At 71.3% G+C, this 22,677-nt stretch carries 20 protein-coding genes; 2 read left to right on the forward strand and 18 right to left on the reverse strand.

Annotated features, from left to right (window positions below; all coding sequences use genetic code 11):
• Positions 1-2: 2 nt before the first annotated feature.
• The 10 genes from cysD to ACFZDE_RS24950 form a co-directional block, all read right to left on the reverse strand.
• On the reverse strand, positions 3-938 hold the full coding sequence (gene cysD / locus ACFZDE_RS24905) for a sulfate adenylyltransferase subunit CysD (RefSeq protein WP_390994072.1): 936 nt from the start codon (positions 936-938) through the stop codon (positions 3-5).
• Entirely contained in the window at positions 935-1,513 is a 579-nt protein-coding gene (cysC, locus tag ACFZDE_RS24910; RefSeq protein WP_390994071.1) for an adenylyl-sulfate kinase, read from the reverse strand. Before cysC ends, cysD begins: the two co-directional genes overlap by 4 nt.
• Positions 1,510-2,220: a phosphoadenylyl-sulfate reductase gene (locus ACFZDE_RS24915; protein ID WP_391203156.1), complete on the reverse strand. Its 711-nt coding sequence runs from the start codon at positions 2,218-2,220 to the stop codon at positions 1,510-1,512. The genes cysC and ACFZDE_RS24915 overlap by 4 nt, the downstream gene beginning before the upstream one ends.
• The gene (locus ACFZDE_RS24920; protein ID WP_391203159.1) at positions 2,217-2,396 is read right to left on the reverse strand and encodes a hypothetical protein; all 180 of its coding nucleotides are present in this window, start codon (positions 2,394-2,396) and stop codon (positions 2,217-2,219) included. Before ACFZDE_RS24920 ends, ACFZDE_RS24915 begins: the two co-directional genes overlap by 4 nt.
• On the reverse strand, positions 2,393-4,090 hold the full coding sequence (locus ACFZDE_RS24925) for a nitrite/sulfite reductase (protein WP_391203162.1): 1,698 nt from the start codon (positions 4,088-4,090) through the stop codon (positions 2,393-2,395). Before ACFZDE_RS24925 ends, ACFZDE_RS24920 begins: the two co-directional genes overlap by 4 nt.
• Positions 4,091-4,219: 129 nt before the next feature.
• Entirely contained in the window at positions 4,220-4,303 is an 84-nt protein-coding gene (locus ACFZDE_RS24930) for a putative leader peptide (protein WP_311241247.1), read from the reverse strand.
• 126 nt (positions 4,304-4,429) lie between these two features.
• Positions 4,430-5,002, reverse strand: a complete 573-nt coding sequence (locus tag ACFZDE_RS24935; RefSeq protein ID WP_390994067.1) for a GNAT family N-acetyltransferase — start codon at positions 5,000-5,002, stop codon at positions 4,430-4,432.
• Between the two features lie 66 nt (positions 5,003-5,068).
• Positions 5,069-6,379: a hypothetical protein gene (locus tag ACFZDE_RS24940; protein WP_391203165.1), complete on the reverse strand. Its 1,311-nt coding sequence runs from the start codon at positions 6,377-6,379 to the stop codon at positions 5,069-5,071.
• Positions 6,380-6,554: 175 nt separating this feature from the next.
• On the reverse strand, positions 6,555-7,832 hold the full coding sequence (locus ACFZDE_RS24945) for a GAF domain-containing protein (RefSeq protein ID WP_391203168.1): 1,278 nt from the start codon (positions 7,830-7,832) through the stop codon (positions 6,555-6,557).
• A gap of 302 nt (positions 7,833-8,134) precedes the next feature.
• Positions 8,135-9,769 carry an acyl-CoA dehydrogenase family protein gene (locus ACFZDE_RS24950; RefSeq protein ID WP_391203171.1) on the reverse strand — a complete coding sequence of 545 codons (1,635 nt, stop codon included), beginning with the start codon at positions 9,767-9,769 and terminating at the stop codon, positions 8,135-8,137.
• Between the two features lie 110 nt (positions 9,770-9,879).
• Here ACFZDE_RS24950 and ACFZDE_RS24955 point away from each other — a divergent pair, with 110 nt between their 5' ends.
• Complete coding sequence (locus ACFZDE_RS24955) at positions 9,880-11,061, forward strand: YhjD/YihY/BrkB family envelope integrity protein (RefSeq protein ID WP_390994063.1); 1,182 nt, start codon at positions 9,880-9,882, stop codon at positions 11,059-11,061.
• Positions 11,062-11,532: 471 nt separating this feature from the next.
• Entirely contained in the window at positions 11,533-12,222 is a 690-nt protein-coding gene (locus ACFZDE_RS24960) for a DUF6597 domain-containing transcriptional factor (RefSeq protein ID WP_391203173.1), read from the forward strand.
• Here ACFZDE_RS24960 and ACFZDE_RS24965 read toward each other — a convergent pair.
• The 8 genes from ACFZDE_RS24965 to ACFZDE_RS25000 form a co-directional block, all read right to left on the reverse strand.
• Positions 12,202-12,606 (reverse strand): VOC family protein, encoded by a 405-nt coding sequence (locus tag ACFZDE_RS24965; protein ID WP_390994061.1) that lies wholly within the window; start codon positions 12,604-12,606, stop codon positions 12,202-12,204. The genes ACFZDE_RS24960 and ACFZDE_RS24965 overlap by 21 nt on opposite strands.
• A gap of 494 nt (positions 12,607-13,100) precedes the next feature.
• The gene (locus tag ACFZDE_RS24970) at positions 13,101-14,147 is read right to left on the reverse strand and encodes a substrate-binding domain-containing protein (protein ID WP_391203176.1); all 1,047 of its coding nucleotides are present in this window, start codon (positions 14,145-14,147) and stop codon (positions 13,101-13,103) included.
• A 189-nt stretch (positions 14,148-14,336) separates the two neighbouring features.
• On the reverse strand, positions 14,337-16,046 hold the full coding sequence (locus ACFZDE_RS24975; RefSeq protein WP_391203179.1) for a family 43 glycosylhydrolase: 1,710 nt from the start codon (positions 16,044-16,046) through the stop codon (positions 14,337-14,339).
• A 194-nt stretch (positions 16,047-16,240) separates the two neighbouring features.
• Positions 16,241-17,155, reverse strand: a complete 915-nt coding sequence (locus ACFZDE_RS24980; RefSeq protein ID WP_390994058.1) for an ABC transporter permease subunit — start codon at positions 17,153-17,155, stop codon at positions 16,241-16,243.
• A complete protein-coding gene (locus tag ACFZDE_RS24985; protein WP_390994057.1) occupies positions 17,155-18,039 on the reverse strand; it encodes an ABC transporter permease subunit in 885 nt (294 codons plus the stop codon). The genes ACFZDE_RS24980 and ACFZDE_RS24985 overlap by 1 nt, the downstream gene beginning before the upstream one ends.
• An 8-nt stretch (positions 18,040-18,047) precedes the next feature.
• Positions 18,048-19,385, reverse strand: a complete 1,338-nt coding sequence (locus tag ACFZDE_RS24990) for an extracellular solute-binding protein (RefSeq protein ID WP_391203182.1) — start codon at positions 19,383-19,385, stop codon at positions 18,048-18,050.
• 685 nt (positions 19,386-20,070) lie between these two features.
• Positions 20,071-21,162 carry a substrate-binding domain-containing protein gene (locus tag ACFZDE_RS24995; RefSeq protein ID WP_391203185.1) on the reverse strand — a complete coding sequence of 364 codons (1,092 nt, stop codon included), beginning with the start codon at positions 21,160-21,162 and terminating at the stop codon, positions 20,071-20,073.
• A gap of 321 nt (positions 21,163-21,483) precedes the next feature.
• A complete protein-coding gene (locus ACFZDE_RS25000; protein WP_390994054.1) occupies positions 21,484-22,497 on the reverse strand; it encodes an NAD(P)-dependent oxidoreductase in 1,014 nt (337 codons plus the stop codon).
• Between the last annotated feature and the right edge of the window lie 180 nt (positions 22,498-22,677).

Consider the following 22,677-nt stretch of genomic DNA (forward strand, 5'->3'; position numbering starts at 1 on the left):
CTCTAGAAGTACCCCTCGCGCTTGCGGTCTTCCATCGCGGCCTCGGACATCTTGTCGTCGGCGCGGGTGGCGCCGCGCTCGGTGAGCCGGGAGGCGGCGATCTCCACGATCACCTTCTCGATGGTGTCGGCGTCGGAGTCCACCGCGCCGGTGCAGGACATGTCACCCACGGTCCGGTAGCGCACCAGGCGCTTCTCGACGCTCTCGCCGTCCTTCGGCCCGCCCCACTCACCGGCGGTCAGCCACATGCCGCTGCGGGAGAACACCTCGCGCTCGTGCGCGTAGTAGATCTGCGGCAGCTCGATGCCCTCGCGGGCGATGTACTGCCACACGTCCAGCTCGGTCCAGTTGGACAGCGGGAACACCCGGACGTGCTCACCGGGCGCGTGCCGGCCGTTGTAGAGGTTCCACAGCTCCGGGCGCTGCCGGCGCGGGTCCCACTGGGAGAACTCGTCGCGCAGGGAGAACACCCGCTCCTTGGCCCGGGCCTTCTCCTCGTCGCGGCGCCCGCCGCCGAAGACGGCGTCGAACTTCTCCGCCTGGATCTTCTCGGTCAGCGGCAGCGTCTGCAGCGGGTTGCGGGTGCCGTCCGGGCGCTCCTTGAGGACACCGCGGTCGATGTAGTCCTGCACGGAGGCGACGTGCAGCCGCAGCCCGTGCTTGTCGACCGTGCGGTCGCGGTAGTCCAGGACCTCGGGGAAGTTGTGCCCGGTGTCCACGTGCAGCAGCGAGAACGGCACCGACGCCGGCCGGAAGGCCTTCAGCGCCAGGTGCAGCATGACGATGGAGTCCTTGCCGCCGGAGAAGAGGATCACCGGCCGCTCGAACTCGCCCGCCACCTCGCGGAAGATGTGCACCGCCTCGGACTCCAGGGCGTCGAGGTGCGACAGCGCGTACGGGCTGCCGGTCTCCTCGGAAACGGTGGCGACGGTCGTCATGCCAGTCCCCTTTCGGTCAGCAGGGCGAACACGGAGGCCGCGGACTCCTGCACGGTCTGGTTCTGCGACTCGATACGCAGATCGGGCGACTCGGGCGCCTCGTACGGGTCGTCGACGCCGGTGAGCCCGGTGAGCTCGCCGGCCGCATGCTTGGCGTACAGGCCCTTGACGTCCCGCTCGCTGCACACCTCGACGGGCGTCGCGACATGCACCTCGACATACGCCGTGCCGTTCGCCCGGTGGCGCTTGCGTACCGCCTCCCGGCTGTCCTGGTAGGGCGCGATGACCGGGACGAGGGCCAGCACACCGTTGCGGGCGAGCAGTTCGGCGACGAAGCCGATGCGCTGCACGTTGGTGTGCCGGTCCTCGCGGCTGAAGCCGAGGCCCGCCGAGAGGAACTCGCGGATCTCGTCGCCGTCGAGCACCTCGACCCGGTGGCCCCGCTCGCGCAGCCGGCCGGCCAGCTCGTGGGCGATCGTGGTCTTGCCGGCGCTCGGCAGACCCGTGAGCCAGACGGTGGCTCCGGTCGTCACGTCACTCTCCTGAATCGTCTGGGTCGTCTGAGTCGTCGTCATCCGTGCAGCCCGCACTCGGTCTTGCTCCGGCCCGCCCAGCGCCCGGCGCGCGCGTCCTCGCCCTCCAGCACCCGCCGGGTGCAGGGGGCGCAGCCGACGGACGCGTAACCGTCCATCAGCAGCGGGTTCGTCAGCACGCCGTGCTCGGTGACGTAGGCGTCCACGTCGTCCTGGGTCCAGCGGGCGATCGGTGAGATCTTGACCTTCTGCCGCTTCTCGTCCCAGCCGACCACCGGGGTGTTCGCCCGGGTCGGGGACTCGTCACGGCGCAGCCCGGTCGCCCAGGCCCGGTAGTCCTTCAGGCCCCGCTCCAGCGGCTGCACCTTGCGCAGCTTGCAGCACAGGTCGGGGTCACGGTCGTGGAGCTTCGGGCCGTACTGCGCGTCCTGCTCGGCGACGGACTGGACCGGGGTGAGCGTGATGAGGTTGACGTCCATCACGGCCTCGACCGCGTCCCGGGTGCCGATGGTCTCCTCGAAGTGGTAACCGGTGTCGAGGAAGACCACGTCGACGCCCGGCATGGCGCGGGCGGCGAGGTGGGCGACCACCGCGTCCTCCATCGAGGAGGTCACGCAGAACTGCTTGCCGAACGTCTTCGCCGCCCACTGGAGGATCTCCAGCGCGGAGGCGTCCTCAAGGTCGCGGCCCGCCTGTTCGGCGAGCTGCTTCAGGTTCTCGGTGGTGCGCTCTTCCTGAGCGGTCGTCATATCTGTGCCCCTCCGGAGTCGGATCGCTTCACTCCCTGGGCCAGCAGCCCCAGGAACTTCAGCGAGAAGGCCCGGCTGCACGCCACGCATTCCCACGCGCCGTGCCCCTCCACGCTCGGCCGCAGGTCCTCGTCCCCGCAGTAGGGGCAGTAGAACGGGGCCATCCGCTCGCTCACGACAGGGCCTCCTCGCCGGCCCGGGCCGCCCAGGTGGCGAACCGCTCGCCGTCCTCGCGCTCGGCCTGGAACCGCTTCAGGACGCGCTCGATGTAGTCCGGCAGCTCGTCGGAGGTGACCTTCAGACCGCGCACCTTGCGGCCGAAGCCGGCCTCCAGGCCCAGGGCGCCGCCCAGGTGCACCTGGTAGCCCTCGACCTGCTCGCCCTGGTCGTTCAGCATGAGCTGGCCCTTGAGACCGATGTCCGCGACCTGGATACGGGCGCAGGCGTTCGGGCAGCCGTTGAGGTTGATGGTGAGCGGCTCGTCGAAGTCCGGCAGACGGCGCTCCAGTTCGTCGATCAGCTGCGCACCGCGCTGCTTGGTCTCGACGATGGCCAGCTTGCAGAACTCGATGCCGGTGCAGGCCATGGTGCCGCGCCGGAACGAGGAGGGCCGGGCGGTCAGGTCGAGCGCCTCCAGGGCCTCGACGAGCGACTCGACCTGGTTCTCCTCGACGTCGAGGACGATCATCTTCTGCTCGACGGTGGTGCGCACCCGGCCCGAGCCGTGGGCCTCGGCGAGGTCGGCGATCTTCGTGATCGTCGCGCCGTCGACGCGTCCCACGCGCGGGGCGAAGCCGACGTAGAACCGGCCGTCCTTCTGCCGGTGCACACCGATGTGGTCGCGCCACAGCTGGGACGGCTGCTCGGGGGCCGGGCCGTCGGTCAGCTTGCGCTTCAGGTACTCGTCCTCCAGGACCTGCCGGAACTTCTCCGGGCCCCAGTCGGCGACGAGGAACTTCAGCCGGGCGCGGTTGCGCAGGCGGCGGTAGCCGTAGTCGCGGAAGATCGAGATGACGCCCTCGTAGACGTCCGGCACGTCGTCGATCGACACCCAGGCGCCGAGGCGCACGCCCAGCTTGGGGTTGGTGGACAGGCCGCCGCCGACCCACACGTCGAAGCCGGGACCGTGCTCGGGGTGGACGACGCCGACGAACGCGACGTCGTTGATCTCGTGCACCACGTCCAGCACCGGCGAGCCGGAGATGGCCGTCTTGAACTTCCGGGGGAGGTTCGAGTACGCCGGGTTGTTGAGCACCCGGCGCTTCATCTCCTCCAGGGCCGGTGTGGCGTCGATGATCTCGTCCTCGGCGATGCCCGCCACCGGGGAGCCGATCATCACACGCGGGGTGTCGCCGCAGGCGGTGACCGTCGACAGGCCCACGCCCTCCAGCCGGTTCCAGATCTCGGGCACGTCCTCGATCCGGATCCAGTGGTACTGGACGTTCTGCCGGTCGGTGATGTCGGCGGTGCCGCGCGCGAACTCCTGCGAGATCTCGCCGATCACCCGCAGCTGCCGCGTGGTCAGCGCGCCCCCGTCGATCCGGACGCGCAGCATGAAGTACTCGTCGTCCAGCTCCTCCGGCTCCAGGACGGCCGTCTTGCCGCCGTCGATGCCGGGCTTGCGCTGGGTGTACAGACCCCACCAGCGCATGCGGCCGCGCAGGTCGTTCGGGTCGATCGAGTCGAAGCCCCGCTTGGAGTAGATCGTCTCAATGCGTGTCCGCACATTGAGACCGTCGTCGTCCTTCTTGAACTGCTCGTTGCCGTTCAGTGGGGTGTGGTGCCCCACGGCCCACTGACCCTCACCGCGGTGACGGCTCACCTTGCGGCGGGGAGTCGCGGCAGCAGGGTTCTGCGGGGTGGCGGCCATGGTTGATACGTCCTTCGGGACAGGCGAAAATGCGGCTCTGACCTGCGCATGCGTGCGCATGGGCATAGGGCGCGTCATTGCGCAGGGGTGAGGCAGGAAAGGAAGAAGTCGGGCGCGGGCTGAGTACGCTCAGTGCGCCGGACAGATGGCGCTGGACATGCGGCCGAGGTCGACGTGCCGCCGACTCACCAAGGCAATTCCAGTTCCAGACATGACGGAAGCGTGTCACGGCGATCTGGACACAGTCCAGCTTCGTCCAAGATGCGGACACCCTTGTCTCGCAGAGCAAGACAAGGGTGGTGTGGGTCACATCAGGGGCTCCCGAGGTGTCCGACCAGGTCAGACGGGGAACGCCCCAGGCCATGGTCCCGGAGCGGCGACGTCCGCCTCCTCCTCGACCTTGGTGTCGAACAGCTTGAAGCCCCGCCGCTGGTAGTTGTCCATCGCGTGCTCGCCGTCCTTGCTGCAGGTGTGCAGCCAGACCCGCTTCGTCGGGGTCAGCCCCGCCCAGCGGTCGGCGAGGTCCCAGGCCCGGGCCGCGCCGTACGACAGCAGGTGCCCGCCGATGCGCCGGCCCCGGAAGGCGGGCAGCAGCCCGAAGTAGACGATCTCCACCACCGCGTCGTCCTGAGCCTGAAGCTCCACGAACCCGGCGGGCGTGCCCCGGTCGTACGCCACCCACGTCTCCACGCCGGGCCGCTCCAGGTGCTCCACCCAGCGCGCGTACGGCCAGCCGAGCCGGTCCGTCCAGCGGATGTCGCCGCCCACCGACGCGTACAGGAACCGGCTGAACTCGGGCGAGGGCACCTCGGCGCGGACGACCCGGACGTCCCCGTCCGGCGCGAGGGCCGGCAGCAGGTCGGTCGGGGCGGTCTGCTCCAGGGACCAGGTGGTCACGGCGATGGTGGTCATACGGGCCAGAAAATCATCTGACCATGTGGTCTGTCGATCGGCCCCGACCCGGGCGACCGGCGCCGGTCAGTCCAGCGCCCGGTCGATCGACGTCAGCGGCAGCGCGAACAGCGTCCGGCCCGACTGGGACCAGACCTCGCCGGTCGACTCCCAGTAGGACAGGGAACCCGACCCACCGCTCCAGCAGTGCCGTGTCTCGTCCGGGCCGCACTCCGTGGCCGCCGCGCCCTCGGTGTCCTGGCGCCACAGCGTCCCGTGCCCGCCCGGGCTGCCCGCCGCACGGTCCAGGTACCAGCCCGAGCCCCGGGCCAGCACGCCCCGCACGTCGGCCGTCTTCGTCTCGTACGTCTCGACCGGGTCCGCCTCGCCGGAGAAGCCGGTGCTGAGCAGGCCGGCGCGGGCCGGATCCCGGCTCAGGGCGTAACGCCACAACCGCGTGCGCCGGTCGCTGTCCGCGGGCACCCACTCGCTCGCGACCAGACTGTCGGGGGAGGTGCTGCGGTCCAGGGAGACGGTGGCCGGACGGGACGTGTCCTCCCCGCGGGGCAGGGTGTACGAGCCGACGGCGGGCAGCACGAACCGGTAACCGTGCGCGGCCCAGCCGCCCCGGACCCGGCCCACCGCGCCGGACTCGACGGTGGCGCGCTGGATGCGGTCCATGTCGTACACATACAGCGCGTCCCGGTCGCCCTCGCGGGTCGTCACCAGCAGCTTGTCCTGGTACCAGACCATGCCGGACAGCGGGGAGACCAGCCCCCGATAGTCCCGCCCGCCGTCCACCGGCACGGCCAGCAGGGCCCAGGTGTAGCGCAGCGCGCGCGGGTCGTTCGCGTCGACGAAGGCGACCTTGGCCAGCCCCCGGCCAGGGGCCGGGCCGTCCATCGAGCCGCCCGCAGCGCCCCGGGTCCAGCCGGACAGGATCACGCGGTTGCCGTTCCAGAGACCGTCGTCGTCCGCGTCACCCGAGGTCGTGACCGCCCCGGCCCGCCAGCCGCGGGTGTCGGCCCCGCCGAAGCAGTACGCGCGCGTGGCCGCCGGCTCCACCGGCAGGCTGCGCCTCTCGGCCGATGAGCAGCCGGACGCGTTCCGCAGCGGCAGATCGGCGCCCTCCAGGACCGCGCCCACCCCGACCGGCCGGCCCATCTTCGACGCGAGCCGGTCCAGCCACCGCTCGGGCACCCGGTGCTCGGTCAGCGGCAGCCGCCCGGCCTCGCCGGACGCGGCGACCGGCTTCAGAGCCCCGGGGGCATCGGCGACGGTGGCCTGCGAGGCGCTGATCAAAGTGGCGGCGGCGGTGAGCGCGAGGGCCGTCCCGGCCAGGGTCGCGCGCAGCGCCCTGCCCCGCCTGCGCCGCCGGTGTCTGCCGCGATGCTTCATAACGTCCTCCCGAGACGGACCAACTGCTCCTGGTGATCCGCACGTTGACGGAGAAGCAGGTGGGGCGGTCCGTAGAGGGATGCTACGGCAGGCAAGGGGGTCGGCGGACGAAGACCCTGCAAATATGCGAAAGATGCACCCCTCGGGGCGGCTTGTGCGCCACACGCGGTGAACCTCAGGGCACCGCCGGGGCCCCGCGCCGCCCGCTCACCGCCGGTGCCGTCGAGTGCGGCAGCAGATCCCGCGGATCGTCCGGCAGCAGCACCTCCACCTCGGCCGCCTCGGCGAACCGGTACGGCCGGTGCTCCAGGAACGCCCCCAGATACCGCCGTACCCGGGACATCTCGGCCCGCACCGTCACCGTGCGGGCCGGGTCCCCGAACACGTCCCCGGCCAGACCCGAAGCGCTGCGGCCGGAGCGGTGGACCGCCAGGAGGTACAGCAACTCCGCGTGCCGGGGGCTCAGTTCCCGCGTCCAGGAGCCCGCACCGCCCAGCACCTCCACCGACCAGCGCCGCGGCTGCCTGAGGTCCAGCACGATCCGGGCCGGGCCGCGCCGCCCCGGCTCGTCGTCCACCACCCGCAGCAGCCAGCCCCCGGCCAGCGGCTCCACCGAGCACAGCCCGAGCCCCGGCAGCCATCTCGGGCCCGCCGACAGCGACTTCGGCAGCGCCACGCGCCGCGCGTACGGCATCCCGCTGACCGCGGCGGTCCAGCCGTCCGGGTCGACGACCAGGGCACGGCCGCCGAGCCGGGCCAGCACCGGCGCCGCCACCGCCCGCAGCCGCTCCAGCGACTCCGTGTGCATCTCCCGCAGCCGGGCCTCGGCGAGCTTGGCCACCGAACCCACCCAGGACAGCGTCGCCGGGTGCATCGTCTCCAGCGGGCCGCTCACGTCCACCACGCCGAGCAGCCGCCCGTCCCGCGGATCGGTCAGCGGAGCGCCCGCACAGGTCCACCCGGCCTGGGAGCGCACGAAGTGCTCGGAGGCGAAGACCTGCACGGGCCGGCGCACCACCGCAGGGGTCCCCAGACCGTTCGTGCCGACGACGTCCTCACGCCAGTCCGCGCCGAGCTCGAAGCCCAGCCCGTCCGCCCTGCGCAACACCGGCGCACTGCCCTCGCGCCACAGCACCCGGCCGTCCTCGTCGGCCACCACCATGATGTGGTGCGCCACGTCCGCCGCCGCCAGCAGCCCCTCCCTCAGCACCGGCAGCACATGGCGCAATACCGACGTCTCGCGCCGCCGCTGCACCTCCTCGCGGGGGAGCGGATCCACCCGGACGTCGTGGTCGGGATCGACACCGCTGCGCATCATCCGCTCCCAGGACCGCTCGATCACCGGACGCGGCGCCACCGGGGCGGGCTGCCCCGCCAGCCGGGCGGAACGCACCTGGCTGAGGACCCGGGCCGCACGCGTGCTGTCCACGGCTGCCAAGTGCGTGACGTCCATCCGCGTGCGCCCCCCGGAGTCGCTTTTGACTGTGCGTCTCATAGTGCCGTGTGCCCCGTGAACGCGTGCACAGTCCGCAGACAGTCAGCAGCAAGTTGCAACCCCCTGCAACCCTGGTGGACGGCCCCGCCGTGTCCGAAACTTGAGCGGCGCCGTCCCGAGCGGCGTTCAGTGGCTCGAACGGGCCAGTGCTGCGGGGGTGGTGCCGTGTCGGCGCAGCACCACCCCCGCTTTTCCCATACGCGCGACACTCGCTTTTCGCGCAGCATGTGCTGTCGCCGCCTGCGCAACGATGGGCCGGGTCAGGACACCGGGCGGGCCCGCTCCACCACCGACGCCAGGTCCAGCGTGTGCGGCAGCGTCCCGAACGCCGCGCCCGCGTCACCCCCGAGCCGCCCCGCGCAGAACGCGTCGGCGACCTGCGGTGGCGCGAAACGCACCAGCAGCGAACCCTGGAGCACCAGCGCGAGCCGCTCCGTCAGCCGCCGCGCCCGCCCCTCCACACCCTCCAGATCGGCCAGTTCGGTCAACACGCCCTTGATGGCCGCGTCGAGACGGTGATCGGCGCCGCGCGCCTGCCCGACCTCCCGCAGATACGCGTCCAGCGCGCCCGGCTCCCGCCGCAACGCCCGCAGCACGTCCAGCGCCTGCACATTGCCCGCGCCCTCCCACACCGAGTTCAGCGGCGACTCGCGCACCAGCCGCGGCATCCCGGACTCCTCCACGTACCCGTTGCCGCCCAGGCACTCCGCCGCCTCCACGGCAACCGGCGGGCACCGCTTGGTCACCCAGTACTTGGCGGCCGGCACCGCGATCCGCAGCAACGCCCGCTCCTGCTCCCCGCCGTCGTCGTACGCCGCCGCGAGCCGCAGCGCCAGCGTCGTCGCCGCCTCCGACTCCAGGGCCAGATCGGCCAGGACATTGCGCATCAGCGGCTTGTCGACCAGCTTCCCGCCGAACGCCTCGCGGTACGAGCAGTGGTGCACCGCCTGCGCCACGGCCTGCCGCATCAGCCCCGCCGAGCCGAGCACACAGTCCAGCCGGGTCGCCGCGACCATCCCGATGATGGTCCGCACCCCCCGCCCCTCCTCGCCGACCCGGCGCGCCCACGTCCCGTCGAACTCGACCTCGGCCGACGCGTTCGACCGGTTGCCGAGCTTGTCCTTGAGCCGCTGGATCCGGAACACGTTGCGCGTGCCGTCCCGCAGCACCCGCGGCACCAGGAAGCAGGTCAGCCCGCCCGGGGCCTGCGCCAGCACCAGGAAGCCGTCGGACATCGGCGCCGAGCAGAACCACTTGTGCCCGCTCAGCTCGTACGTCCCGTCCTCGGCGAGGGGCCGTGCCGCAGTGGTGTTCGCCCGGACGTCGCTGCCGCCCTGCTTCTCCGTCATGCCCATTCCGAACAGCGCCCCGGCCTTCAGGTGCGCGGGCCGCAGCTCGTTGTCGTAGATCATGGACGTCAGCCGCGGCTCCCACTCGGCGGCCAGGTCCGGGTCGGTGCGCAGGGCCGGCACCGCGGCGTGCGTCATCGACAGCGGGCAGCCGTTGCCCGCCTCGACCTGCGTCCACACCAGGAAGGCCGCGGCCCGCCGCAGATGCCCGGCCGGGCGCTCCCAGGCCGACGTCAGACCGGCCGAGACGCCCTTGCCGAGCAGCCGGTGCCAGGAGGGGTGGAACTCGACCTCGTCGACGCGGTTGCCGTACCGGTCGTGCGTGAGCAGCCGCGGCGGGTTCTCGTTCGCCAGCCGCCCCCACTCCTGCACCTGCGCCGAGCCGGAGGTCCGGCCCAGGGCCGCCAGCTCGCCGAGGACCTCCTCGCGCAGGTCCGGTTCCAGATGACGCTCGACCGCGGCGGCCAGGGCCCGGTCGGCGGAGAAGACGTCGTACCCGACCAGCGGCGGGACCTGGTTCGTCACGGTGTGGGTGCTGCCTGCCATGGTGCGAACGTACCCCGGGGCAGCCCCCCGGCACCCGGTGAACCGGTGCCGGTCCGCGAAGACCCGGCCTGTGGGTGAGGGGGGCAGGGCACGACGGATACCGTTAGGGGGTGCAGCCAGCAAGTGAAACCCCCGACACGCCCTCCGGGCGCCTCCACCGGGCGCGGGCCCTCTACCGGAACGTCTCCAAACGCAGGACCGCCTGGCTGTTGGTCAAGGACACCGTCAACTCCTGCATCGAGTACCGCATCCTGGGCCTGGCGGCCGAGGCCGCGTTCTTCACACTGCTGTCGGTGCCGCCCCTGCTGCTGAGCATGATCGGACTGCTCGGCTACGTCGACGCCTGGACCGGCGCCGACACCATCGAGAGCCTCCAGACCAACCTCCTGGAGGCCTCCCGCACGATCCTGTCCGACCAGGGCGTCCGCGAGATCGCCCAGCCGATCCTGCACGACGTGATGAAGGGCGGCCGGCCCGACGTCATCTCCATCGGCTTCCTGTTCGCCCTGTGGTCGGGCTCCCGCGCGGTGAACGTCTTCATCGACACCATCACCGTGATGTACGGCCTCGACGGCGTCCGGGGCATCGTCAAGACCCGGCTGATGGCCTTCCTGCTGTTCATCGTGGCCCTGCTCATCGGCTCGGTCGCGCTGCCGCTGATGGTGGCAGGGCCGGACGCGGTGGTGCGGATCGTGCCGTGGTCGACGACGGTCGTCCAGGTCCTGTACTGGCCCACGGTGATCCTGCTGTCGATCGCCTTCCTGACCACGCTGTACCACGTGTCCGTCCCGGTGCGCTCCCCATGGATCGAGGACGTGCCCGGCGCGCTGGTCGCCCTCGGCATGTGGGTGCTCGGCAGCTTCCTGCTGCGGATCTACCTCACCAGCACGGTCGAGGGCCCCACGATCTACGGCTCCCTCGCCGCGCCCGTCGCCGTGCTGCTGTGGATCGGTGTGGCCGCGTTCGCCGTGCTCGTCGGGGCCGCGGTCAACGCCGCCATCGACCGGGTCTGGCCGGCCGCCGCCACGGCCGCGGCCCGCGAGGCCAACGAGCGGCTGCGGCAGGCGCAGGTCGCCGAGTACGTGGCCCGCGCCGGCGCCGCCGGCGAGGCCGACCCCGACATGCCCTCCGAGTTCCCGGAACGCTGGTCCCGCTTCCTGCCCCCCGAGGACGTCTCGGCCCGGCTGCGCACCCATGTGAAGAGCACGCACGTCAAGAACGCCCACGTCAAGAACCCCCCCACGCAGAGCACCCAGGTCAACGGGGAGGGGCAGCCGCCGGAGGAGAAGTGACGGAGGCTGCGGCATCCCTGCGGCATCCCTGCGGTGGATCACGCCGCCGGACCGGTACACCTGCGCCGCCCCCCGGTACGGCACCCCAGGCGGTGATCCTTCCGCAGAGCGGGAGTGCCGCTGCCTCGACGGACGGCCCTCAACGGCTCCATGGCCTCGGGTGCGCACCCGGCTGCTGGACGCCCTGCTGCCGCTGCTCACCCCTGTCGGCTGACGTATGGGACCGCCCGCTCACGTCTCGTCCGACCTGTGGGACCGCCCGCTCACGCCGTGGCCCTCGCCGCCGACCGCCTGCGCGACGCGGGTGTACGGGTGAGCCCGGTGGAGTACCGGGGGAGGGTGCCGTAGGGGTGGTGGCTTCGGGGCGGGGGGCGGGTGGCGTAGGGGCAGCGGCAGGGGGCTTCGGTGTCTTCGGTCCCGCCGCCTCGCCGGGCCGTGTCTGCCGCCTGCGCGCGGCGTAGCCTGGGCCACGTGTATGAGGAGCGGGCGTCACGGCTGCCCGGGGCGGTCGTGTGGACCAACACCCCGTCCCGGCCCGGGGTGGGGCGCGTCCTGCCCGACGGGTGCATGGATCTGCTCTGGCACGACGGGCGGCTGATGGTCGCCGGGCCGGACACCCGCGCGTACCTCCCGGGCGAGGGGAGCGGCCCCTGGGCCGGGGTCCGCTTCTACCCGGGCACGGCACCGGCGCTCCTCGGCGTACCGGCGCACGAACTGCGCGACCGGCGGGTCGAGCTCACGGACCTGTGGCCCGCCTCGCGGGTGCGGCACCTGGCCGACCGGGTCAACACGGCCCCCGACCCCGCGAGCGGCCTGGAAGAGCTGGCGCTGTGGCGCGCCGCCGGTGCCGAACCCCCCGACCCGCTGCTCCGGCAGGTCGTCACCGCCCTGGACGCGGGCCACCCCGTCGCCGCCACGGCCGATGAACTCGGCCTCGGCGCACGCCAGTTGCACCGCCGCTCGCTGACCGCCTTCGGCTACGGCCCCAAGACCCTGGCCCGCATCCTGCGGCTGCGGCGCGCCCTGGGGCTCGCCCGGGCCGGTGTGCCGTTCGCCCGGACGGCCGCCCGGGCCGGTTACGCCGACCAGGCCCATCTGGCGCGCGACGTCAGGGAGCTGGCCGGACTGCCACTGGGGGAACTACTCGGCCGCGGTGGCTAGCGGGGCGTACAGATCCACTCCGTTGCCGTCCGGGTCGTGGACGACGGCGTACCGCTGCCCCCAGAAGGCGTCCCACGGCTTGAGCTCGCCATGGCACCCCGAGCCGACCAGCTCCTCGTAGAGCGCGTCCACCTCCTCCGGTCCCTCGCAGCGCAGCGCCAGCGAGGTCCGGCCCCCGCCGGTGGGCGGCTGCCACTCGGGCACGAAGGAACGGACGGTCTCCTCGGTGTCGAACATCAGCCGCAGCCCGCCGGGCAGTTCGGCCTCGGCGTGCGGCTGGTCCTCGGCGCCGTCCGGGAAGGCGAACCCGAGCCGGCGGTAGAACGCGACGGAGGCGGCCATGTCGGAGACGACCAGGCCGATGGCATCGAATCGTGCAGTCATGGGGCCACCGTAGGCAGGCGCGCGACGCGCGGTCTTGAACGAATCGGACACCGAGGCGCACACCGGGGCTTCGACCGCGCGAGCCGACGCCCCCGTCCCGGCGGCCCCGTCTTAGCGTCCCCGTCTTAGCGGCCCCGTCTTAGCGTCCCCCGTCCTGGCGCCCCCGTCCCAGCGTCCCCCTTCCTGGCGCCCCCCTTCCCGGCGTCGGCCCGAAAGTTTCGGTCGTCGCCGCGGTCCGGGCGGCCCGTCTCTGGGACGACCCGTCCCCGGGTGATCCGTCCCCCGGGCGACCGGTTCCCGCGTGGGACCCCGCCGCCCCGCGGCTGAACCGTTTCTGGGCGGTCCAGGTCCGTGGGCAGGGCTCGCCGGGAGTGCCGTCGGCTGAGCATGCCCAGTCGGGCCGTGGCGATGCCGGCGACGGCCGTGCTGCCGGGCGCCGGGGGACCGCCGTCGCCCTGGCGCCCGCGGCGAGCGCCGCGCCCGCCTACCGGTTGCTATGCGGTCCGTGGCGGCGCCGTGCTCGCCCGCTCCACCAGCCGCGTCGACAGCTCCGTCCGCGTACTCTCCGGGCGATGGCCGTCCATCAAGCGCAGCAGCGACCGCAGGGCCGTCGCGGCCATCTCGGACAGCGGCTGGCGCACGGTCGTCAGCGCGGGGGAGGCCCAGCGCGCCTCGGGCAGATCGTCGAAGCCGACCACACTGAAATCGTCCGGGACCCTCAACCCCCGTTCGGTCAGGGCCTGGTAGACCCCCAGCGCCATCCGGTCCGAGCAGACGAACACGGCGGTCGGCGGCTCGGGCAGATCGAGGAGTTCCAGCGTGCGGCGGTGGGCCACGCCCTCGTCGAAACCGGCGTGCCGGACATACTCGGCGCGATGGCGGACCCCGGCCGACGCCAGCGCCGAACGGTACCCGGCGACCCGGGCGCTGCTGCACATCGTGCGCCGGTGCCCGGCGATGACGGCGACCCGCTCATGGCCCAGGGACAGCAGATGCTCCGTGGCCGTCAGCCCGCCCTGCCAGTTCGCCGCCCCCACCGACACGACGCCCTCCGGCGGTTCCTGCACCGGGTCGATCATCACGAACGGGATGCGGTGCTGCTCCAGCCACGCGTACTGCGAGTCGCTCAGCTCGGCCAGGTTGAACAGGACCCCGGAGGAACCCCGGGCGACCAGCTTGTCCAGCCAGCCGCGTTCCGGGCGGCCGACCCGGGAGCGGATCAGCGCCGCCGACACCACGACCTCCAGGCCCGCGTCGTGAGCCGCCTCCTCCACACCGTGCAGCACCGCTCCCGACCAGGAACTCTCCAAAGAGTGCACGACCAGGTCGACCAGTCTCGGTGCCTTCGCCGCGTCGAACCGGGGTCTGCGCACGTACCCGAGCCGGTCGAGCGCCTCGGTCACCCGGCGGCGGGTCTCGGGTGCCACGTCCTCACGGCCGTTGACCACCTTCGACGCGGTCGGCACCGACACGCCGGCCTCGCGCGCCACGACCGCCAGTGTCGGACCGGCCGCCACGCTCGCACTCGCCGTACGGACCATCGGGGAACCCACCTCTCCGGCCCGCCCGTGGGCCGTGGAAAGTTTCGACCAGCGCTGCCCGCGGCGGTCACCAGGGTCCGACCGGGCAGAAAGCGCTTCCTACTGTAGGTGCGGCGCAGGACGGCGGGAAGGGAAAGTGAATTCACCGCTTCACACCGGTCAAAACTTTCGAAACCCCGAACGGCGCCTTCAGCCGGGTGTGCGGCCGGGTGCGTGACCGGGCGTGCGGCCCTGCGTGTGGACGGATGTGCGGCCCTGCGTGAGGACGGATGCGCGGCCCTGCGTGTGGCCGGGTGTGCAGGTCAGCCGGAACCCGGTGAAGTCCGCCGTGAACGCCGCGTCCACCAGGTCCCTGGCGTGGATCGCCGCCATCGCCCCGGTGAACCGCAACCGGGAGCCGTGGTCGTCGGACAACCGGCTGAAGTCCAGAACCTGCCCGACCGCCGTACGCACCCCCTCACGCAGGTACCAGAACCGGGCGTCGGCCCCCTCGACCGTCACCCCCAGCGTCACCGGCCCGTCCACCGGCACGTCCACGACAGCGACCTGCCGGGCACCGGCCTCGTCCCGTTCGACGAGGCTGAGCACCGTACGCCCGCCCGCGCCGCCTCCCCACTGCTGTCCGCGCTGCGGCTCACCCTCCGGCTCCGCCCACGTCAGGTCGAGGGCGAGATACGCCTCCGGGTTGTACCAGAGCAGCAGCCCCGCCGCCTGGGTGAAGGTGACCGGCCGCGCCGCCACGGTGACTTCGGCCTCCGCGCGGTGCTCGGTGAGGCGCTGGGCCAGCAGCCCGGCCGCCCAGCGGGACTCCGGCCCGTGCCGCCCACGCAGCCGGATCCACCCGGGCCGGGCGGTCGTATCGACCCAGGACGGGTCGGGCGGCTCGCGCAGGGAGCTCCACGGCCAGGACAGATCCTCTGGCCGGGGGGTGGACGGCAGGGGGTGGGGGTGGAAACCCGTGTCCCGTGGCGTCGGTACGTCGACCTCCACCTCGGGATGCCACCCGCCCTGTCGCAGCCGGGGCCAGCCCTCCGCGTCCCAGACCACCGCCTGGATCGCGGTCTCCCGGCCCAGCGTGCAGCGCCGCCCGTGCGGCGTGTCCAGTGGACGGGCCGTGAGATGACTGAGCAGCCACTGCCCTTCGGGCGTCTCCACCAGCTCGCCGTGCCCGGCTTTCTGCAACGGCACCGCCGGATCGTCCCGGGTCGTCAGCAGCGGCCGCTCGTCGAGTTCGTACGGCCCTGTCAGCTCCTTGGCGCGAGCCACCCGCACCCCGTGCTCCCAGCCCGTGCCGCCCTCCGCGAGCACCAGGTAGTACCAGCCGTCGCGCCGCAACAGTTTCGGCCCCTCGATCAGCCGGTCGTGCCGGAGCAACAGATGCGTGTCGCCGACGCGTTCCAGCGTGTCCCGGTCCAGCTCCGTCATGACGATCCCCGCGAACCGCTCACCCCCGGGCCGGTGGTCGTTCTGCAGGTTCAGCAGCCACAGCCGGCCGTCCTCGTGGAAGAGCGCCGGGTCGAACCCGTGGCCGGCGACCCGGCGCGGCACGCTCCAGCCGCCCTCGACGGAGGCGGCCGTCGCGACGTACGTGTCCAGGTCGAAGTAGGGCGTGCCGACCGAGCGCACGACGGTGTACGTCACCCAGAACCGTTCCCCGTCCCAGCTCAGCGACGGAGCCCAGATGCCGCCCGAATCGGGCACCCCGGCCAGCGAGTTCCCGGGCGCCGCCCCCTGGACGTGACCCGCGTACTCCCAGTGGGCCAGGTCCCGGGAGCGGTGCAGCGGGATCGTCGGGAACCACTCGAAGGAACTGGTCGCCAGGTAGTACCAGTCTCCGACCCGGACCAGCGACGGGTCGGGCGCGAAGCCGCGGAGGACGGGGTTGTTCAGGACGGTCACGCGAGGGCTCCTGGAACATTGGTCACCTGGGAGCCGCGGGGAGGTCAGGTCACCCGCGGCCCCCAGGAGTCAGGGAGTACGGCGAAGGAGGGACACGAGGGCGCCGAACGCCGGCTGCGATGCGCCGAAAGCCGGAGGTGATGCGCCGAGCGTTGGACGAGGGGCGTCGGTCGCCGGATACGAGACGCCGAGCGTCACTTGAGGGCGCCGAGTGTCACGCCGGTCCGCCAGTAGCGGCGCATCGCGACCATCATGATCGCCATCGGGACGATGGACAGCAGGGCTCCGGTCAGTACCAGGCCCGTCAGGTCGATGCCGGACTCCAGCCGCGTGCCGGTCCAGTTGTAGAGGCCCAGGTTGAGCGTCCAGTTCTCCTTGCCGCGCAACACCGTCAGCGGCAGGAAGAAGGCGTTCCAGGTGTTCACGAAAGCCAGCAGAAACACCGTCGCACCCCCCGTCGTCATCATGCGCAGCACGATGCTGAAGAAGATCCGCAGCTCACCGGCGCCGTCGATGCGCGCCGCCTCCAGCAGCTCGTAGGGGACCGTCGCCTCGGTGTACACCTTGGCCAGGTACACGCTGAAGGGGTTGATCAGGCACGGGATCAGCATCGCCCATGGCGTGTCCACCATGCCGATCGCGGAGAACAGCAGATACAGCGGCAGCGTCAGCAACGCGATCGGAATCAGGAACGAGCCCACCACACAGGCGAAGATCGCGTTACGGCCGGGGAAGTCGAACCGGGCCAGTCCGTAACCGGTTGCGAGCGCGATCAGCGTCCCGCCGAGGGAGCCGACGCCGGCGTACAGGAACGAGTTGGCCGTCCACCGCAGGAAAATGCCGTCCTGGTACGTGAACACCTGATGCAGGTTGTCCCACAGGTGCCAGCCCGAGAACCACAGGCCGTTGCTCTGGTACAGCGCCGTACGGTCCTTCGTCGCCGCGACGATCAGCCACCACACCGGAAACAGGCTGTAGGCACTGGCCAGCACCAGCCCCACCAGGAGGAAACGCTGGCCGCCCCGCCCGCGAGAAGCCGCATCAGGTCGGGACAGGCGCCGGACGCCACGGACTTCGGGCCGCTCCGTGGCCCGCTCGGTCAGCGTCATCAGTCGGCCTCCTTCGAGGTGAGCCGGTAGAAGAGGAAGGAGGCGATGCCCAGGATCAGGGCGAGCAGCACCGAGAGGGCAGCCGCGTAGTTGTAGTTGCCCGCGTTGAACGCCTGGTTGTAAATGATCATGATCGGAGTGAAGCTGTCACTGACCGTCTGAGGCGTGATGTTCCGGAACAGCGCCGGCTCGTTGAAGATCTGCAGCATCTGGATGATCGACAGCAGCCCCGTCAGGACCAGCGCCCCGCGCACGAACGGGATCTTGATGCTGCGCGCGATCCGCAGCTCCGAGGCGCCGTCCAGCCGGGCCGCCTCGAACAGCTCCCGCGGAACGCCTTGCAGCGCCGAGTAGATGATCACCATGTTGTAGCCGATGCCGTGCCAGGTCAGCAGGTTGCCGATGGACGGCCACACCATCGACGGCGCGAAGAAGTTCCAGTCGAAGCCGAGGGCCTTGCCGATCGCGGTGAGCGGACCGACATCGGGGCTGTAGAGGTTGACCCACACGATCGCCGCGACCACGCCCGGGATCATGTACGGCACCAGCAGCACGATCCGGAACCGGCTCGCCACCCGGGACGTCAGCGCGTCCAGGAACAGTGCCATCAACAGGCTGATCAGCAGCATCAGCGGGATCTGGACACAGGCGAAGAGCACCACCCGCAGGATGGAGTTCATGAACGCCGCGTCCGTCAGCCCCTGGCCGTAGTTGTCGAGCCCGACGAACTCCGTCGTCGCACCGCCGAGCCCGAGCCCGGACCGCTTCTCCGTGAACAGCGACTCGTAGACCGCGTAGCCGATCGGGAGCAGGTAGAGAAACACGAAGCCGAGCTGGAAGGGCACCGTGAAGGCGGCGCCCTTCCAGCGCATGGAGCGAATCATCGAATGCCTCAGCCCTTGACGCTGATACCGCGGGACTTCAGGTCCTTGACCGTCCACTCCTGCATGTGCGCGAGCAGGTCGGTGACCTTCTCCTGCTTGTTGACGACCTTGGCCCAGCCCGCCTGGAGCTCCGTGAACATCGCGGTCCAGTTGGGCCCGAAGGTCCAGTCGGTGGTGACCGTGCCCAGGCTGTCCGTCACGACCTTCTGCGCCGGCTGGTAGTTCTTCCCGAGCAGCTTCTGCGAGATCGACTCACCGACGTAGGAACCGCTGTCCTCGAGCGCCGGCATCACGCCGTTGCCGGTCTCCGGGCTGGCCATCGTCTTGACCGCGTCCGGGTTCGTCGACATCCACAGCGCCGCCTGGGCCGCCTGCTTCTGGTCCTTGCACTGCTTGGTCACCAGCGTCACGCTGCCGGTCAGGTTCGTACCGGCCGGCGTCTTCGCCGCCTCGCCCGCGTACGTCGGCCAGGGGGCCAGCGCCCAGTCCCCGAAGGACTTGGTGAAGTTCTGCACCATGCCGGCCATCTGCCAGGTGGAGATCTGCCGGGTCGCGGTGGAACCGCTGTCGTAACTGCGCTGCACGGCGGCGTAGTCGGCGAAGGACAGCTTGGCATTCAGGTCGTTGTCGATGATCTCCTGGATCACCTTCGCGGCCTTCAGCGTGCCCTCGTCCTGGAAGTTCACCTTCCAGGCGTCGCCGTCGATGGCGTACCAGTGCGCCCCGGCCTGCATCGCGAGCACCTCAAGGGTGCTGGGGTCCTCACCGGCGTAGTTGGTGATCTTGATGTTGTGCTTCTTCAGCTCCTTGCCCGCCGCGATGAAGTCGTCCCACGTCGCCGGGGCCTTCAGGCCGTACTTCTCGAAGATGTCCGTGCGGTAGATCGTGAACTGGGGTGCCGAGCTGGTCGGCACGCCGTAGACCTTGCCCTGCACCTGTGCGCCGGCCCAGGCGCCGGTGTTGAACTTGCCCTTCTCGCCCTCGACGTACTGCGTGATGTCGGCGAGCGCGTCCTGCGACACCCAGCTCGTCACGTACTCGGCGGTGTTCTGCACCAGGCAGGGGGCGTTGCCCGCCTTCACCGCGTTCGTCAGCTGCTTCTGCATGGTCAGCTGGTCGGTGACCTTGGTGTACTTCAGCTGGACGTCCTTGTGCGAGGCGTTGAACGCCTTGACGACCGCCTCCTGGCCGTTGGCCCAGCCCCAGAACGGGAGCGTGACCGGGCCGGAGTCCGATGCGGCCTCGTCATCCGAGCCGGAACCGCCGCAGGCGGAGAGCAGACCTGTCAGTGCGATACCCGCGACAGCGGCGGAGGCGAACCTTCTCCGGGGGCTGGTGAAGTTCATCTGACCGTGATCCTTCGGAATAGGGCGTTCTCAGAACGACTCGTATGACTCGAGCGACGTGGCGCGAGAGGACGGGGGCGGCTCGGGGGCGTCGGCCAGGAACGGCGGCCGGGAAAACGTCGGCTCGCGGTGCGGGGGGTTCGGCCAAGCGGAAGGTGTAGTAAGCGGTTGCTGGGACGGTAGGCGGATGGGTCGGCTCATAGCAAGAGGTGTGCGGCAAATTGTTTCGACGAGCGGTCCGGCGGGTCGGCGCCGGGTACACGGGGTCCGGTGCGGCCGTGCTCGTTGATCGCCGCAGGTCAGGGAAGTTCTGGACGTGCCCCGGTCTCGGCTCGGCGGGCATGGCGGAGAGGGGCGGGGTGGGTCGTAAAGGCACTGGAAAACGGTTACGTAACGAACGCAGCGTGGAGGCTGACCGTGGGATGTGAGTGGCGTGTCGAGCGGCGTGTCGAGCAGCTCATGTTGCGCCGCACGGTCAGGCGGTACCCCGCCACTCCGGGCGTGGCGGGGTACCGGGTCTCTAAGGGGTCCTTTCACTATGCCCGTCCGGGTCGCGCGGCCTGGCACCGCACCTAGCCGCGTTGCCGAAAAGCCCTGGTAGCTCCGCTACGAGGGCTCTCCGGCGCCTTGCGATGCACGGCACCAGACCACGCGACCTGATCGGACGCTCATAGTGAAAGGCCCCCTAACCGCGCGGCGCCGGCGGCTGGACCGAGTTGCGGACCACGACATGGGTGCCCAGCACCAGATGGTCGCCGTCGGCGCTCTTGCGGCGCCCCGCCCCGTCCTCGCGCCGGTCGGCCACGGCCCGCAGCGCGACCCTGCCCATCTCCTCGTACGGCACGTGCACGGTGGTGAGTTGGGGTGTGAGCTGCGAGGCCAGCGGAATGTCGTCGTAGCCGACGATCGACACGTCCTCCGGCACCCGCAGGCCCGCCGCGCGCAGTGCCTGCATGGCGCCCGCGGCGACCACGTCCGTCCCGGCCAGCACCGCGGTGAAGTCCGGCGTCTCGTGCAGAGCCGCCTCGACGGCCTCGTAACCGTGCTCGTAGTCGTACCGTCCATGCCGCACCAGCCCCGGGTCGAACGGCACCCCGTACGCCTGGAAAGCCCGCTGGGCGCCCCGCAACCGGGCCTGGGCGGTGGTCAGTTCGGCATGCCCTGGCAGAACGAGGACGCGGCGGTGACCTGCCGAGAGCAGGTGGCTGGCCATCGCGTAGGCACCGCCCTCGTTGTCGTAGTCGACGGTCGTCGCCGGGACGTCGCCCTCCAGCGGGGGCCGGCCCACCAGCACCAGGTGCGAGCCCGCCGCGTCCAGGGAACGGGCGAAACGCGCCATGCGCAGCTGGTACTCGTCGTAGTCGTAGGCGCCGCCGAGCAGGATCACGGCGGCGACGCCCTGCTGGCGCATGAGGTTCACCAGCGCCAGTTCCCGCTCGGGGTCGTCGCCGGTGGTGCCGACCAGGGAGAGCCAGCCGCGCAGGGTGGCGGCGCCCTCGACGCCCTTGGCGACATGGGCGAAGGCGGCGCCGGTGATGTTGTTGATGAGGATCGCCACCGTCGGGGTGCCGCCGCCCGCCAGCGAACGGGCATGGGCGTTGGTCACATAGTCCAGCTCCCGGACCACCTTCATCACCCGGCGGCGCAGCTCCTCCGACACCGGGTAGTTGCCGGACAGCACCCTCGAGACGCTGGCCACGGAGACGCCCGCGCGCTCCGCGACATCACGGATGGTCGCCCGGCCGGCGTCACTGGTCGTCGCCTTGCGCTGACTCACCCTTGCGGCTCCTTCTGTAGTGGCCCGTTCCGCCGCGTAGCGCCGCGGTCGGCTGATGCGGCCCGGCCGCGGGGAGCGCCGGGGTGGTGTGGTGTCCGGGTGTCGGTGCGTGTTGCGGTCGGTCCGGTCCGACTTGGTGGAGGAGCCCGCAGGGCCCTTCGGGGGCCGTCGGGGCGGCCGGTGCGGAAAACCGTATCCCATCGTCAGGCCAGGCCGGAGAGCCTGTGGACAACGGTCCTGAGGGCCTGTGGACAACCGAACCAAGGGCCTGTGAACAGGGCCTTCGCGCCACGGGCACCCGGCCCGCCGCCACGCCCCGCGTCACGCCACCCGGGCCAGATCAGCGCGCCGCACCTCGTGGAGCGGAGGTGCGCCGGCCGCCAGACGCTCCAGTTCCTCGACGACGATGCGGCCGAGCCGCTCCAGTTCGTTGCCGAGGGAGCCGGCGATGTGCGGGGTGAGGAACACGTTGGGCAGGTGGTACAGCGGCGATCCGGCGGGCAGCGGCTCGGGGTCGGTGACGTCCAGCACCGCGTTCAGCCGGCCGGACACCAGCTCGTCGGTGAGTGCCGCGTGGTCGACCAGGGCGCCGCGGGCGGTGTTGACGAGCACGCCGCCGTCCCGGACCAGGGCGAGCCGGTCGCGGTCGAGCATGTGATGGGTCTCGGGGATGTCGGGGGCGTGCAGGCTCACGATGTCACTGTGTCTGAGCAGGTCCTCCAGCGACAGCGACTCGGCACCGAGGGCGGCTGCCTCGGCGGGACTCACGTACGGGTCGTGCAGCAGGACGGTGAGGTCGAACGGCCGCAACAGTTCGAGCAGTCGGCGGCCCACGCGCGAGGCGCCGATGACGCCGACGCGACGGCCGAGGTTCCCGGTCGCCGCTGTTTCGGCGGGGCCGGGGTAGCTGTGGGTGCGGCGGAAGCGCTCACGGTGGTCGAAGGTGTCCTTGCCCAGCAGCAGGATCATCGCGAGCGTGTACTCGGCGACCGGCAGGGCGTTGCCCGTCACCGCGCTGGAGACCTTGACCCCGCGTTCCCACAGGGCATCGCCCACCAGGGACCGGACGGAACCGGCGGCGTGCAGCACGGCGTCGAGCTTCGGGACGGCCGTGAGGACACCGGCATCCAGATGCGGGCAGCCCCAGCCGGTGATGAGTACGTCGGCGGAGGCCAGGGCGGCGGCGCCGGCCGGATCGGCGAAGTCCCGCACCACCAACCCGGGATCGATGTCGACCGTGCGCCTCAGCCGCTCCATCAGCGGCGGAGGGAAGAGCAGCGGGAGGTGCACCGGGTCCATCGCGAACACGGCCCGCGGCAGCTGAGGGCTGGGCATGACTCTCCTGGAGCAGGGGGGATGGAAACTGTTTCAGAAAGCGCCTTCTACCGTAGATCCGTCGAGAAGCGATGGTCAATCGCCCGGGTGGGGCGAGCCTTGGCGGCGCCGGGCTGCGGTGGACGCGGCGCCGTAGTGGCGTATCGAACCCGTTTCCGGAAATCGATTTCTACGGTTTCG

This window comes from Streptomyces sp. NPDC007929 (assembly GCF_042959065.1).
Classification (GTDB): Bacteria; Actinomycetota; Actinomycetes; order Streptomycetales; family Streptomycetaceae; genus Streptomyces.

Excerpts from the sequence above, each read along its gene's own strand:
- cysD (WP_390994072.1), bottom strand. The coding sequence starts at position 938 with ATGACGACCGTCGCCACCGTTTCCGAGGAGACCGGCAGCCCGTACGCG.
- cysC (WP_390994071.1), bottom strand. The coding sequence starts at position 1,513 with ATGACGACGACTCAGACGACCCAGACGATTCAGGAGAGTGACGTGACG.
- ACFZDE_RS24915 (WP_391203156.1), bottom strand. The coding sequence starts at position 2,220 with ATGACGACCGCTCAGGAAGAGCGCACCACCGAGAACCTGAAGCAGCTC.
- ACFZDE_RS24925 (WP_391203162.1), bottom strand. The coding sequence starts at position 4,090 with ATGGCCGCCACCCCGCAGAACCCTGCTGCCGCGACTCCCCGCCGCAAG.
- ACFZDE_RS24930 (WP_311241247.1), bottom strand. The coding sequence starts at position 4,303 with ATGTCTGGAACTGGAATTGCCTTGGTGAGTCGGCGGCACGTCGACCTC.
- ACFZDE_RS24935 (WP_390994067.1), bottom strand. The coding sequence starts at position 5,002 with ATGACCACCATCGCCGTGACCACCTGGTCCCTGGAGCAGACCGCCCCG.
- ACFZDE_RS24940 (WP_391203165.1), bottom strand. The coding sequence starts at position 6,379 with ATGAAGCATCGCGGCAGACACCGGCGGCGCAGGCGGGGCAGGGCGCTG.
- ACFZDE_RS24945 (WP_391203168.1), bottom strand. The coding sequence starts at position 7,832 with ATGGACGTCACGCACTTGGCAGCCGTGGACAGCACGCGTGCGGCCCGG.
- ACFZDE_RS24950 (WP_391203171.1), bottom strand. The coding sequence starts at position 9,769 with ATGGCAGGCAGCACCCACACCGTGACGAACCAGGTCCCGCCGCTGGTC.
- ACFZDE_RS24965 (WP_390994061.1), bottom strand. The coding sequence starts at position 12,606 with ATGACTGCACGATTCGATGCCATCGGCCTGGTCGTCTCCGACATGGCC.
- ACFZDE_RS24970 (WP_391203176.1), bottom strand. The coding sequence starts at position 14,147 with ATGGTCCGTACGGCGAGTGCGAGCGTGGCGGCCGGTCCGACACTGGCG.
- ACFZDE_RS24980 (WP_390994058.1), bottom strand. The coding sequence starts at position 17,155 with ATGACGCTGACCGAGCGGGCCACGGAGCGGCCCGAAGTCCGTGGCGTC.
- ACFZDE_RS24985 (WP_390994057.1), bottom strand. The coding sequence starts at position 18,039 with ATGATTCGCTCCATGCGCTGGAAGGGCGCCGCCTTCACGGTGCCCTTC.
- ACFZDE_RS24990 (WP_391203182.1), bottom strand. The coding sequence starts at position 19,385 with ATGAACTTCACCAGCCCCCGGAGAAGGTTCGCCTCCGCCGCTGTCGCG.
- ACFZDE_RS25000 (WP_390994054.1), bottom strand. The coding sequence starts at position 22,497 with ATGCCCAGCCCTCAGCTGCCGCGGGCCGTGTTCGCGATGGACCCGGTG.